This is a genomic window from Pseudomonas sp. BRG-100, assembly GCF_000737955.1.
Taxonomy (GTDB): domain Bacteria; phylum Pseudomonadota; class Gammaproteobacteria; order Pseudomonadales; family Pseudomonadaceae; genus Aquipseudomonas; species Aquipseudomonas synxantha_A.
Genome location: NZ_JPRX01000001.1, coordinates 3,743,706 through 3,756,319 on the forward strand (window position 1 = coordinate 3,743,706; position 12,614 = coordinate 3,756,319).

Sequence of the window (12,614 nt, forward strand, 5' to 3'; positions counted from 1 at the left end):
GGTGCGGGTGCCGGTCACGGGGGTCCAGAACTGCACATCGCTGCCTTCGGCCTGGAAGTATTGATCGTTGAAGCCACTCAGCAGCCTTGGGGTGTCGATGGTCGTGGGCGGGGAGCCGACCGGAATGCTCAGGTTCCAGGTGGAGAGGTCGATCATGGTGTTGGCCTTTTACAGAGGGTGAAAACGTTGGCCCAGAGGCCTTACCGGTTCTTTATAGGCGGTGCTGGTGAAATTGTTAAACAATCGCTGGCAATTAATTGGCGTCAGAGGAATGCCAAAAAGCCATGTTGCCCATGAGCCGCGGGCTGTAGGGCCTTACCGTTAGTCGGCTTCCTGGCTTTTGTTTCAATGAGGGCATCCACGTCACTTCTGCTTTTTTGGAACCGAGGCTAGAGTGAGCCCTCAGTATTTATCCGGGTTTGGTAACAGAACTGACCGGTGCAGCTCCCCAAGGAAGAGACGTAGCATGGATTGCGCTCCACACCCAGGCGATGCCAGTTCGGTCCTTTTGGTGGTCGATGACTACCCGGAAAACCTCGTCAGCATGCGTGCGCTATTGCAGTGTGAAGACTGGCGGGTAATGACCGCTGCTTCCGGCCTGGAAGCCTTGGAATTGCTGCTGGCCCACGACGTCGACCTGGTGTTGTTGGACGTGCGCATGCCCGGTATGGATGGCTTCGAGGTGGCACGCCTGATGCGTGGCAGCCAACGCACGCGCATGACGCCGATTATCTTCCTGACAGCCACTGCCCATTCACCCGATGCGGTACTTGAAGGGTATGCCAGCGGTGCGATCGACTACCTGTTCAAGCCGTTTGACCCACTTATCCTCAAGCCCAAGGTGCAGGCGTTGCTGGATCACCAGCGTAATCGCCGCGCTTTGCAGCGCCTGAGCCATGACCTGGAACTGGCCCGCGCCTTTAATGCCTCGGTGCTGGATAACGCCGCCGAGGGCATTCTGGTGGTGGGCGAAACCAGTGTGATCGAGTACGCCAACCCGGCCATTTCGCGGCTGCTCAATGCCACGATGGCCGAGTTGCAGGGGGAGAGTTTCCTCAGTTTTCTGCAAAAACCTCATGTGCCCACTTGGCTGGGCTTCCCGATGTACGAGGCGTATCGCAAGGGCCAGACGTGGCGCCAGCACGATGCCATTTTGCGTACGGGTCGCGGGCAGCAGGTGCCGGTGGCGTTATCCTGCGCGCCCTTGCCTGCCGAGCAGCAGGCGATGGTGGTGACAGTGCTGGACATGTCTGAAGTGCGCCACCTGCACCAGCAGCTGGAGTTCCAGGCCGTGACCGACCCGTTGACCGGGCTGCTGAACCGGCGGGGTTTTCATCAGGCGGTGGAGAATACGTTGCTGCGCGGCGAACGCAGTGAGCAGGCGCTGGTATTGCTGTACCTGGACCTTGATGGCTTCAAGCGAGTCAACGATACGTTGGGCCACGACGCCGGTGATCGCGTGCTGCGTTGGGTTTCTGAACAAATGCAGGCATGTCTGCGTTCCTACGACATTCTCGGACGCATTGGCGGGGACGAGTTCACCGCCTTGCTGGAGCTTGAGTTCCCCGAACAGGCTGCGAAGATCGCGGAAAAGCTGATCGAGCGAGTGTCTGTGTGCCAGCAGGTCGACGGTCTGGATGTGATGCTCGGCGTCAGTATTGGCATTGCGACGTTTCCGGATTGCGGCTCGGACCTGAGCGGTCTGTTACGGGCAGCAGATATCGCTATGTACGAAGCCAAGCGCGCCGGACGTCAGCAGTATCGTTACTACGACCAGGAAATGAACGGCCGCGCCCGTTCGCGGCTGATGCTCGAAGACAGCGTACGCACAGCCATTGCGAACAAGGATTTCACCTTGGTGTACCAACCCCAGATGTGCCTGGATGATGGGCGTCTGCGCGGTGTCGAAGCACTGTTGCGCTGGCAGCATCCGAGTGTCGGCGATGTGCCACCAGGTTTGTTTTTGCCGTTGTTGGAAGAGGCGCGCTTGATCAGCCAGTTGAGCACCTGGATCTACCAGCAAGTCGCTGCCCAGCGCCAGGCCTGGCAAGCTACCTTCGACCCTGAGCTGGTGCTGAGCGTGAGCCTGAGCAGCAGCCAGTTCAATATGCCCAACCTGGCCAACCAACTGCAGCAGGTACTGGAGCGACATGGGCTGCGTGGGCGGCAGTTGGAGGTGGAAATCGGTGAAGACTGCCTGATGAATAATCTTGAGGAGTCGACCAAACAATTGCAGTTACTGCGCCGCATTGGTGTGCGTATAGCCCTGGATGACTTTGGTGCTGGCCACTGCTCCCTGGCCCATTTGCGCGATCTTGCGTTCGACACCCTCAAGCTTGACCCGCAGTTGGTGGCGCGCCTGCCAGGCTCGTCGCGGGATGCCGCAATGGCCCGCAGCATCATCCAGTTGTGTGGGCATTTTGATGTGTTGGTGATCGCTGAAGGTGTAGAGACCCTTGAGCAAACAGAATGGCTCAAGGCCAATGGTTGCACGTATATCCAGGGGCCGTGGGCGGCGTTGCCGTTGATGGCCGAGGACGTTGCAGGCTGGTCGTACCCTCGCGTGCGTTGAATTCGCTACACTGGCGCCCGTCCCATTTGCGTTGCACACCCCATGACTGCGTTGAAATACCTCCAGGCCTATCCCGCTGCGCTTCAGGAGCAAGTGCGTCAACTGATCGCCAAGGATCAGTTGGGTGCCTATCTGGAGCAGCGTTACCCCGAACGCCACGCCGTGCAGAGCGACAAGGCGCTGTATGCCTACGCGCTGGCCTTGAAGCAGGAACACCTGCGCAACGCGCCGTCCATCGACAAGGTGCTGTTCGATAACCGGCTGGACCTGACCCATCGCGCCTTGGGTTTGCACACCACGATTTCCCGGGTACAGGGCGGTAATCTCAAGTCCAAGAAAGAGATTCGCATCGCTTCGCTGTTCAAGGAGGCCGCCCCGCAGTTTCTACGCATGATCGTGGTGCATGAACTGGCGCACTTCAAGGAATCGGACCACAACAAGGCGTTCTACAAACTCTGCCAATACATGATGCCGGACTACCATCAGGTGGAATTCGACCTGCGGGTGTACCTTACCTGGCGAGATTTGCAGGGCAAGCCCTAACCACAAGGCGACAGACCATGGATGTGAGCAAGACCAAAAGCAGCTTCTATCGCCGCCTGTATGTGGCGTATTTGATCGACAACCAGTTGGCCAGCAGCGTCCCGGCGCTGACCGAGGCCACTGGCATGCCACGGCGCACGGCCCAGGACACGATTGCGGCGTTGGCCGACCTGGATATTGTGTGTGAGTTCGAGCAGGAAGAGGGGGCGCGTAATCACGCTGGGCATTATCGGATTCGTGATTGGGGTGCGATTGACCGGGGGTGGATCGCGGCCAATCTTGCAATGATCAAGCAGGTGTTGGGTTACCCCTGACACAGGTGGTGGCTGGGCTTGCCCCCGATGAGGCCATCAAGCCCGCCGCATACCAATATGTGGAATATCGTCTTCCAGGTATTCCTCACCCACCACTACGAACCCATAGCGCCCGTAATACCCCTGCAAATGCGCCTGGGCCGAGAGAAAAATCGGCATTTCTGGCCAGATACTCTCAATGCGCTTGAGCGCTTCCTCCATCATTTGATGCCCCAGCCCGGTGCCCCGTGCCACCTTTGCTACGATGACGCGGCCGATCACTACGTCGTCGCCCTGGGACTCAGGGTCCAGTAGCCGCAGGTAAGCCACCAGCTCATCATCTTGCCAGGCCATCAAGTGGTGGGTATCGCCCGCCAGATCCTGGCCGTCGATGTCCTGGTAAACGCATTGTTGCTCGACGACGAAGACCTCGTTGCGCAGGCGCAGGATGGCGTACAGCTGTTCCTTGCCCAAGTCGTCGTGATGTTTGCAGACCCAATCAACCGTCATGATGTGTGCTCGTATAAAGACGTGCCAAGAATAGTAAGCGCGGCGGGCGCTGGTGTCTAAAATGGTAATTTTGTGAATAGCGTCAATTTGCCATCATTCGGCGCGGGCGCAGCGGGCTTCTTTGTGTAATCTGCAGTGCACGCTCATTGATGAGCTACTGTTATCAGGCCACTGCCTGCCCGCCAAGGACTTTGAGCATGCCGCGATTGACTCGTGCCGTTGCTTTGATCGCCGTGTTGTTACTGGCCCAACCGGTGTTGGCACAACGCCTGCGCCTGGTGGCGGATAGCTGGCCGCCGTTTACCGATGCCACCCTGATCAATGGCGGCCTGGCCACGGATATCGTCAGCACGGCCCTGGCCCGTGCGGGGTATGCCAGTGATTTTGACCAGGTGCCTTGGGCTCGCGCCTTGAAAGGGGTGGGGGACGGACGCTACGACGTGCTGATCAACGCCTGGTACGACGAGGCCCGTACGCAGTTGGGGCAATTTTCCGGCGAGTATTTGCTTAACCGTGTGCGCTTTCTCAAGCGTAGCGATGATCCCATTGCTTATCGCAACCTGACAGAACTGCACGACGAGACGATCGCCGTGGTGCGCGGCTACGCCTACTCGGCAGCGTTTGACCAAGACACACTGTTGCAGAAAGTGCCGGTGCACAACTTTGCCATGGCCGTGCGCATGTTGGCGGCCCGGCGCGTGCGGTTGACGCTGGAGGATGAATACGTAGCGCGTTACTACCTGGCGCGGGAATCGCCGCGGGTGCGCAATGCCGTGGCGTTTGTGGGCGAGCCCTTGAGCCAGAACAGCTTGCATATCCTGGTCAGCCTGAAGAACCCCGAACACGCGCAGATTGTTGCCGGTTTTGATCGGGAGATTGCGCGGATGAAGGCGGATGGCAGTTATGCGCGGTTGATGAAGGCGCATGGGATGTAGCGGCCTAAGCCGCGCTGGTGTCTTTGATCAAGTGCGCGGCCAACGTGCGCAACGGCCCCAGCTGCCGACAAATCAACGCCAACTGCGTTTGCACCAGCCGCTGCGCCTCATCGATCTCATCCGGCATTTGCTCCAACTCTGCCGCCAACCCTTCCTCGGCATCACTCTGGATCGCAATCGGCTGTTTGTTGGCCAGGCCGCTGGCGATCTCATCAATGCTTGCCGCCAGGCTGTTGCCTGCGCCTTCGATCAAATGCTCACGCACGTCGGCCGGTAGCTGGGTTTCGCGGTGCGCACCCAATCCCGACAAATAGCTGAGCAAGGTGTGTGACAGCACCAGAAAGCGAAAGCCTACGTCGGCCTCCTTACGAAAGTGCCCAGGCTCCATCAGCATATTCGCCAGCGTAGTGGATAGCGCGGCATCGGCGTTATGCGCGTTGCGCCGGGCCAGGCGGTAGGCCAGGTCGTCGCTCTTGCCGGCGGCGTATTGCTGCATGATCTGGCGCAGGTAGATGCTGTTGCATGTCAGAGTATTGGCCAGCACTTTGTTCAGGCGCCGGCCTTGCCAGTCCGGCAGGAACAGGAATACCGCCAGCCCCGCGATCAGGCTGCCAAGCAGGGTATCGAACAGGCGAGGCAGAAACAGCCCGTAGCCATCGCCCACCTGGTTGAAGCAGAACAGCACCATCAGGGTGATCGCTGCAGTCGCCAGGGTGTAGCGCGTGGTGCGGTTGATAAAGAACACCAGGCCCGCAGCGATGGCGAACATCGATTGCACGACCGGGTTGGGGAACAAATCGAACAGCGCCCAGGCCACGGTCAGGCCGATGGCGGTGCCGATGATCCGCTGGCCGAGTTTGCGGCGGGTGGCGCCGTAGCTCGGCTGACAGACGAACAGGGTGGTGAGGATGATCCAGTAACCTTGGGACGCGTGGATGGCGTGCAGGGTGCCATAGCCGATGGTCAATGCCAGTGACAGGCGCAAGGCGTGCCGAAACAGCAATGACGTCGGCGTGAGTTGGGTGCGCAGGCGCGTCCACATTTCCTTGAAGTTACGCGGGGCGCGGTCCAACAGGTTGCTGTCGGTAGCGTCGGCCAGGGCATCGGGGTTGCTGGCGTCGCCCAGCAGGCGGTCGAGGGTGGACAGGTTGGCGGCCAAGGCGCGCAACGAGCGCAACAGGCCACGCCAGGCGGGGTTGCTCTGGATGCGCAGGTGCTCCAGGGAGGCGTTCAGGTCGCCCAGGGCCTCGGCGAAGCTGTCGTCATATATGAACGGTTGGCGCAGTTGGATCGATTCTGCCAGGGTCTGGCAGGCTTTGCCTTGCTGGCGCAGCAGGCGCTGGCAGCGAAACAGCACATCGCTGTGGAAAAAGGCATCGGTCAGGGCGTTGTACGGGTAGTGAGACGAACTGGCGCGTTCGTGGATGTCCTGGGCCAGGAAATACAGCTTCAGGTAGCGGCTGACCTTCGAGCCCGGTCGACCATTGCCGACACGGTGCAGAATGATTTCCTTGGCCGCATTCAGCGCGGCGACCACCCGGCCATTTTGCTGCGCCAGTTCCAGGCGCCGGGCTTCCACATCCAGTTGGCGGATCGGCTCGAACAAGGATGACTTGAGCTTGAGATAGCGCCCCAGCTCACGGAACAACCGCGCCAGGCTCTGCTGCACCGGCTGGTTGGAAAACAACGCCTGCCACAGCACCGACAGCACGCCGTACCAGGCGGCGCCGGCCACCAGCAGCAGCGGCTCATGCCAGAAGTCGGTGACGGCGCCGCCGCGCTGGTCCACGCCGATCATGGTGTAGACCGACAGAATCAGGGTGGCCGAGGCAATCGCGCCATAGCGTTCGCCCAGCGCACCGAGCATGGTCAGGGAGAAACTGGCCAGGGCCAGGGCGATGGCAAAGATCCAGGGGTAGGGGAACAGCAATTCCACCGACAGCGCGGCGATGCTGAAACACACCAGTGTCACCGCCAGGGCGTTGAGGCGGCCCTGCCAACTGTCATCAGTCTCGGCCAGGGCACTGGCGATAATCCCCAGGAACAGCGGGATCAACAGCGTCATTTCATCCTGGTACCAACACAGCGCCATGCTGCCGGTGAGGGCGATGAACACCCGTACGCTGTAGCTGAATTTATCCAGCGCCCACAGGCGCCGCATGGACTGCTTGAACGAGGTCGATGACATGAAGTCTGGAGTCTTCCGGGACGTTGTCGCTAAATTGAGCTATCAAGGACGCCACGGCAAGTGTGGTGATCACATCCAACAGCAAATTTTTCAAGATCACTACAAAACCAATGTGGGAGGGGGCTTGCTCCCGATGGCGGTGTATCAGTAACAGATGTACTGACTGATACACCGCCATCGGGAGCAAGCCCCCTCCCACATTTTTACTGCGTTGTGTCAGGCGTATTGCGCGGCTGCGTAGCCCGACGCCCAGGCCCACTGAAAGTTGAACCCGCCCAAGTGACCGGTCACATCCAGCACTTCGCCGATGAAGTACAGGCCAGGGCTTTTCAGTGATTCCATGGTCTTGGACGACACTTCCCGCGTGTCCACTCCACCTAAGGTTACCTCGGCAGTGCGATAGCCCTCGGTGCCGGCCGGTACGAGTTGCCAGCTCCCAAGCTTTTGCGCGATATCGGCAATTTCAGCATGGGTGTACTGCTTCATCGGTTTGGATTCGAACCAGCTTTGGGCCAGCAGGTTGGCCATCTTCTTGGTGAAAATCTCCCCCAGCAGGGTCTTTAGCTCGCTGTTGGGATGCTCGGCCTGTTGCTGTTGCAGCCAGTCATGGGCGTCATGATCGGGCAACAGGTTGATTTCCACCGTGTCGCCGGATTCCCAGTAAGACGAGATCTGCAAAATCGCCGGCCCGCTCAGGCCGCGATGGGTGAACAGCATGTTCTCGCGAAAGCTCTGGCCGTTGCAGCTCACCAGGCAATCCACTGAAGTGCCGGATAACTCACTGCACAATGGCTTGAGCTGGTCGGTGATGGTAAACGGCACCAGCCCGGCGCGGGTTGGCAGCAGTTCGTGGCCAAATTGCTTGGCCACTTGATAGCCAAAACCGGTGGCGCCCAATGTGGGGATCGACAAGCCACCGGTGGCAATCACCAGCGACTCGCAGTGCAACTCGCCGAGCGTGGTCTGCAATTGGTAGCCGCTATCGAGCCTGGCGATTTCCTCGATGGAGGTGTCCAGGTGCAGGCTCACGCCGGTCTGGATGCACTCATCGAGCAACATGCCGAGGATGTCGCTGGACTTGTTATCGCAGAACAGCTGGCCGAGTTTTTTCTCGTGGTACGGCACGCCGTGCTTGGCCACCAGCCCAATGAAATCCCACTGGGTGTAGCGCGCCAGGGCCGACTTGCAGAAGTGCGCGTTATGCGAGAGGAAGTTGGCAGGCTCGGTGTACATATTGGTGAAGTTGCAGCGGCCGCCACCGGACATCAGGATCTTCTTGCCGGCCTTGTTGGCGTGGTCGATCAGCATCACTTTGCGCCCACGCCCGGCGGCGGTCAGTGCGCACATCAAGCCTGCGGCGCCGGCGCCAATGATCACAACTTCGGTCGAGCGCAAAACGGTGTCCTCATACAAATTCTGAATTGAAATACAGTCAAATGTGGGAGGGGGCTTGCTCCCGATGGCGGTGGTTCAGTCACATCTATATTGACTGAGACTCCGCTATCGGGAGCAAGCCCCCTCCCACATTTGAATCTCCATTGGTGTGCGAGATATTTACAGGATCCGCACGCGCAACGAACGGCCTTTGATCTTGCCGTCATTCAAGCGCTGCAACGCCTGCTTGGCGATCCCGCGTTCCACGGCCACGAATGCCTGGAAGTCAAAGATCGCAATCTTGCCGACCTGGGCGCCCGGAATGCCGGCTTCACCGGTCAATGCACCCAGAATGTCGCCTGGGCGGACTTTGTCTTTACGCCCGGCGGCGATGCACAGGGTGCTCATCTGCGGCAGCAGCGGGCCACCGCTTTGTGGCTTGAGGTTGTCCAGTTGGTCCCAGTTCAGCGGCGACTTCTGCAGTTGCTCGATGGCCTGGGCGCGGTGCGCTTCGGACGGCGCCACCAGGCTGATGGCGATACCGGTCTCGCCAGCACGACCGGTACGGCCAACGCGGTGGATGTGGATTTCCGAGTCGCGGGCCAGTTCGACGTTGATCACCATGTCCAGCGAGTCGATGTCCAGGCCACGGGCAGCCACGTCGGTAGCCACCAGCACCGAGGTGCTGCGGTTGGCGAACATCGCCAGTACCTGGTCACGGTCGCGTTGTTCCAGGTCGCCGTGCAGGCCGACGGCGGAAATGCCTTTGGCTGTCAGGTGGTCGACAGTTTCCTGCACTTGCTGCTTGGTGAAGCAGAACGCCACGCAGGAAGCCGGGCGGAAGTGCGCGAGCACCTTGGTCACCGCGTCCATGCGCTCTTCCGGTGAGATTTCGTAGAAGCGCTGTTCGATCTGGTCATCGGAGTGGAACGCCTCGGCCTTCACCTGCTGCGGCGCACGCATGAACTTGGACGCCAGCTGCTTGATGCTCACCGGGTAGGTGGCCGAGAACAGCAGGGTCTGGCGGCGTGGTGGGGTCTTGCTGATGATGTCTTCGATGGCGTCGTAGAAGCCCATGTCGAGCATACGGTCAGCTTCGTCGAGGATCAGGGTGTTCAGGCCGTCCAGTACCAGCGAGCCTTTGCGCAGGTGCTGCTGGATACGGCCCGGGGTGCCGACGATGACGTGAGCGCCATGCTCCAGGGAGGCGATCTGCGGGCCGAGGGACACGCCGCCGCACAGGGTCAGCACCTTGATGTTGTCTTCGGCACGGGCCAGGCGACGGATTTCCTTGGCGACCTGGTCGGCCAGTTCACGGGTGGGGCACATCACCAGCGCCTGGCAACCGAAGTAACGTGGGTTGATCGGGTTCAACAGGCCGATGCCGAAGGCGGCGGTCTTGCCGCTGCCGGTCTTGGCCTGGGCAATCAGGTCCAGCCCCTTGAGGATCACCGGCAAGCTTTGCGCCTGGATCTGCGTCATCTCGACGTAACCCAGCGAGTCGAGGTTAGCCAGCATGGCGGCGGACAGGGGCAAAGTATTAAAAGCGGTGGCGATGGTAGTCACGGGACTGGCTCTGCAAAACAAAATGTCGCGCAGTGTACCAGCCCTGTGGGGTTTTCCCCGCAAGTTCTCGACGAGAAGCCCGTCAGTGCTCGATATCGTGCTCGCGGCTGACCACGCGTTTGCCGTCTTTTGGCGACAATTGCAGGAAGATCGCCGCCGCCAGCATCGCCATGATGCCCACGGTGAGGAAGGTCAACTGGAACGCGCCGAGGACACTCTCCACACCGTCATTGCCGGCCTCGGCAGTAAACCCGCCAAGCAACGCGCCGGCACAGGCCACGCCGAGGCTGAGGGACAACTGCGCCACCACCGACAACAGACTGTTGCCGCTGCTGGCCTGGGCGTCGTCGAGGTCGATCAGGGTCACGGTGTTCATCGCGGTGAATTGCAGGGAGTTGATCGCCCCCAGCACCGCCAGCATTGCCAGCAGCAGCGGGTAGGGCGTGTGCTCGCTGACCAGGCCCATGCTCGCCAGCATGATGCCCAGAGCCAAGGTGTTGCCGGTCAGCACGATGCGATAACCGAGGCGCTCGATCAACGGCCTTGCCACGGATTTGGCAAACATCGCCGCCGCCGCGAGTGGCAGCATGCTCATCCCGGCTTCCGATGGCGAGTAACCCAGTGCCACCTGCAACAGCAGCGGTACCAGGAACGGCAGTGCGCCGCTGCCCAGCCGCGCAAACAGGTTGCCCAGAATGCCGACGGCAAAGGTGCGGGTCTTGAACAGCACCGGCGAGAACAACGGGTTATCAATATGCCCGGCGCGCAGCCAGTACGCCGCCAGGCAGGCGAACCCGCCGAACAGCAGCAATATGACCCGCAGGTGCGGCAGGTGCAGTTCGCCCAGGCCCTCCATGGCGATGGTGATCAGCACCATTGCCGCGCCGAACAGCAGGAAACCCAGGCCGTCGAAGCGCGTGCGTTCGCTGCCGCGCAGGTCGGGAATGAATTTCCACACGGCATAGCAGCCGATCATGCCCACCGGCAGGTTGATCAGGAAGATCCAGTGCCAGGTCAGGTATTGCACCATCCAGCCGCCCATGGTCGGGCCCAGTAATGGGCCGAGCAGGCCGGGGATGGTGATGAAGCCCATGATGCGCACCAGCTCGGAGCGTGGATAAGCGCGCAGCACTACTAGCCGCCCGACCGGCAGCATCAGCGCACCGCCCAAGCCCTGGATCACCCGTGCGCCCACCAGCATGGTCAGGCTGCTGGACAACGCGCACAGCAGTGAGCCGAGGCTGAACAGCATGATCGCGCCAAAGAAAATCTTCTTGGTGCCAAAGCGGTCGGCGATCCAGCCCGATGCGGGGATCAGCAGGGCGACGGTGAGCATGTAGGCGATCACCACCCCCTGCATGCGCAGCGGGTTCTCCGCGAGGTCCCGGGCCATGGCCGGCAGAGCCGTGTTGAGGATCGTCCCATCCAGCGATTGCATGAAGAAGGCAATCGCTACCACCCAGGGGAGCCAGCGGGCGGTCTTGGCATCGAGAGGGGCACGATTCGGCATGGGGACCCTTTTATTAGCAGGCTATGTGTTGGCGATTATGCGCCATTCGTCGCTCATTTTCCCACTGGCGGTTCGTCTAAGTCCGACAACGTTGCGTGCTCTCCGACCAGGAAATCCAGCAATGCACGGTGAACTGCCAGCGCCGCCTCCCGAGACTCCAGGTCTAGCAGGTGGCCGGTGTGCTCGGCCACCGCAAAGCTGCTGCGGCCTACATATTGTTTGAACAGCTGGGCCTCGGCGGCCGGGGTGTATTCGTCCAGGGCACCGTTGAGAAAGTGCACCGGCGTCTCGATCTGTCGCAGCGCTGGCAAGTAGTTGCCATCGCCCAAGGCCAGGACCTGGTGAATGTGAAAGCGCGCCTGGCGGTACTCGGTAGTGGCCATGGTCGACAGGTGCCGATGGTTGTTGCGCTTGAGGCGCGGCGACAGGTATTTGCCGACCGTCTCGTTGAGCAGGTGGCCGACCGCAGATTTGTCATCGGCCTCGATCAACACGCGCACGCGCTCCACGTATTCGAGCATGGCCTGGTTGAGGTTGGGCGCCAGGGCCATCACCACCGAGCTTTCGATGGAGGGCGGGTTGTGCGCCAGGGTCAGCAGCGTAGAGATGCCGCCCCACGAGGCCGACACCAGATGGTTGACCTCAAAGCGTTCCACCAGGGCACGCAGGATTTGCACCTCGTCGTCCTTGGTGACCAGGTCAAGGTCGGTGTTGTGCTCGCGCGAGTAGCCGGAGAACGGCAAGTCGAACAGCAGCACATTGAAATGCTCGGCCAGGCATTTGCTGGTGCGGGCAAAGGAGCGCGTGGTGGACAGCGCGCCATTGACCATCAGTACGGTTTTTCTATGCGGATGGTTACCGAGCTGCTCTACGTGAACGTTGTAGTGTTTGAACAGCTTCTCTATGACAAAACTTCCATGGTTCATCTGAAGGCTCCAGCTTGCCCAGTCCAGGCAAGGTCATGCATCACGTGCGGGCACGTGGGTGGGGTGGCGGGATGCCATCAAGCCTTATAACGAGGAATCAGGGAGGGGACAATAGGCGGATTCGCCAAATGAGAGCACCGCAGAAAGTTTACCAGTGGGAAGGGATTTGCCTGACAGATGAGTCCACTTACAGGCAA

11 protein-coding genes are annotated in these 12,614 nt (G+C 60.4%); 4 read left to right on the forward strand and 7 right to left on the reverse strand.

Annotated features, from left to right (window positions below):
- A partial coding sequence (locus JH25_RS10810) for a polysaccharide lyase family 7 protein (protein WP_032879013.1) occupies nucleotides 1–156 on the reverse strand: 156 nt, incomplete at its 3' end.
- 310 nt (nucleotides 157–466) lie between these two features.
- Here JH25_RS10810 and JH25_RS10805 point away from each other — a divergent pair.
- The 3 genes from JH25_RS10805 to JH25_RS10795 are packed head-to-tail and all read left to right on the forward strand — an operon-like array spanning nucleotide 467 to nucleotide 3,429.
- Nucleotides 467–2,572, forward strand: a complete 2,106-nt coding sequence (locus JH25_RS10805; RefSeq protein WP_032879015.1) for a putative bifunctional diguanylate cyclase/phosphodiesterase — start codon at nucleotides 467–469, stop codon at nucleotides 2,570–2,572.
- Nucleotides 2,573–2,614: 42 nt separating this feature from the next.
- Nucleotides 2,615–3,115 (forward strand): M48 metallopeptidase family protein, encoded by a 501-nt coding sequence (locus JH25_RS10800; protein ID WP_032879017.1) that lies wholly within the window; start codon nucleotides 2,615–2,617, stop codon nucleotides 3,113–3,115.
- A gap of 17 nt (nucleotides 3,116–3,132) precedes the next feature.
- Nucleotides 3,133–3,429, forward strand: a complete 297-nt coding sequence (locus JH25_RS10795) for a winged helix-turn-helix domain-containing protein (RefSeq protein WP_032879019.1) — start codon at nucleotides 3,133–3,135, stop codon at nucleotides 3,427–3,429.
- Nucleotides 3,430–3,465: 36 nt separating this feature from the next.
- Here the strand turns inward: JH25_RS10795 and JH25_RS10790 are convergent, their stop codons facing one another.
- Nucleotides 3,466–3,918, reverse strand: coding sequence for a GNAT family N-acetyltransferase (locus tag JH25_RS10790; RefSeq protein ID WP_032879021.1), 453 nt, complete (start codon nucleotides 3,916–3,918; stop codon nucleotides 3,466–3,468).
- A gap of 197 nt (nucleotides 3,919–4,115) precedes the next feature.
- Between JH25_RS10790 and JH25_RS10785 the strand changes: the two genes are divergently transcribed.
- Complete coding sequence (locus JH25_RS10785; RefSeq protein ID WP_032879022.1) at nucleotides 4,116–4,853, forward strand: substrate-binding periplasmic protein; 738 nt, start codon at nucleotides 4,116–4,118, stop codon at nucleotides 4,851–4,853.
- A gap of 4 nt (nucleotides 4,854–4,857) precedes the next feature.
- Here JH25_RS10785 and yccS read toward each other — a convergent pair whose 3' ends face one another.
- From yccS to JH25_RS10760, 5 genes are all read right to left on the reverse strand, one after another.
- Nucleotides 4,858–7,041 (reverse strand): YccS family putative transporter, encoded by a 2,184-nt coding sequence (gene yccS / locus JH25_RS10780; protein WP_005792181.1) that lies wholly within the window; start codon nucleotides 7,039–7,041, stop codon nucleotides 4,858–4,860.
- A gap of 216 nt (nucleotides 7,042–7,257) precedes the next feature.
- The gene (locus JH25_RS10775; RefSeq protein WP_032879024.1) at nucleotides 7,258–8,436 is read right to left on the reverse strand and encodes an NAD(P)/FAD-dependent oxidoreductase; all 1,179 of its coding nucleotides are present in this window, start codon (nucleotides 8,434–8,436) and stop codon (nucleotides 7,258–7,260) included.
- Nucleotides 8,437–8,595: 159 nt separating this feature from the next.
- Nucleotides 8,596–9,933 (reverse strand): ATP-dependent RNA helicase DbpA, encoded by a 1,338-nt coding sequence (gene dbpA / locus JH25_RS10770; RefSeq protein ID WP_232289440.1) that lies wholly within the window; start codon nucleotides 9,931–9,933, stop codon nucleotides 8,596–8,598.
- Nucleotides 9,934–10,063: 130 nt separating this feature from the next.
- On the reverse strand, nucleotides 10,064–11,491 hold the full coding sequence (gene mdtD, locus JH25_RS10765; protein WP_032879027.1) for a multidrug transporter subunit MdtD: 1,428 nt from the start codon (nucleotides 11,489–11,491) through the stop codon (nucleotides 10,064–10,066).
- Between the two features lie 53 nt (nucleotides 11,492–11,544).
- Nucleotides 11,545–12,417, reverse strand: a complete 873-nt coding sequence (locus tag JH25_RS10760; RefSeq protein ID WP_032879030.1) for an alpha/beta fold hydrolase — start codon at nucleotides 12,415–12,417, stop codon at nucleotides 11,545–11,547.
- Nucleotides 12,418–12,614 lie beyond the last annotated feature (197 nt).

Excerpts from the sequence above, each read along its gene's own strand:
- JH25_RS10805 (WP_032879015.1), top strand. The coding sequence starts at position 467 with ATGGATTGCGCTCCACACCCAGGCGATGCCAGTTCGGTCCTTTTGGTG.
- dbpA (WP_232289440.1), bottom strand. The coding sequence starts at position 9,933 with ATGCTGGCTAACCTCGACTCGCTGGGTTACGTCGAGATGACGCAGATC.
- JH25_RS10760 (WP_032879030.1), bottom strand. The coding sequence starts at position 12,417 with ATGAACCATGGAAGTTTTGTCATAGAGAAGCTGTTCAAACACTACAAC.
- JH25_RS10795 (WP_032879019.1), top strand. The coding sequence starts at position 3,133 with ATGGATGTGAGCAAGACCAAAAGCAGCTTCTATCGCCGCCTGTATGTG.
- JH25_RS10790 (WP_032879021.1), bottom strand. The coding sequence starts at position 3,918 with ATGACGGTTGATTGGGTCTGCAAACATCACGACGACTTGGGCAAGGAA.
- JH25_RS10800 (WP_032879017.1), top strand. The coding sequence starts at position 2,615 with ATGACTGCGTTGAAATACCTCCAGGCCTATCCCGCTGCGCTTCAGGAG.
- yccS (WP_005792181.1), bottom strand. The coding sequence starts at position 7,041 with ATGTCATCGACCTCGTTCAAGCAGTCCATGCGGCGCCTGTGGGCGCTG.
- JH25_RS10785 (WP_032879022.1), top strand. The coding sequence starts at position 4,116 with ATGCCGCGATTGACTCGTGCCGTTGCTTTGATCGCCGTGTTGTTACTG.
- mdtD (WP_032879027.1), bottom strand. The coding sequence starts at position 11,491 with ATGCCGAATCGTGCCCCTCTCGATGCCAAGACCGCCCGCTGGCTCCCC.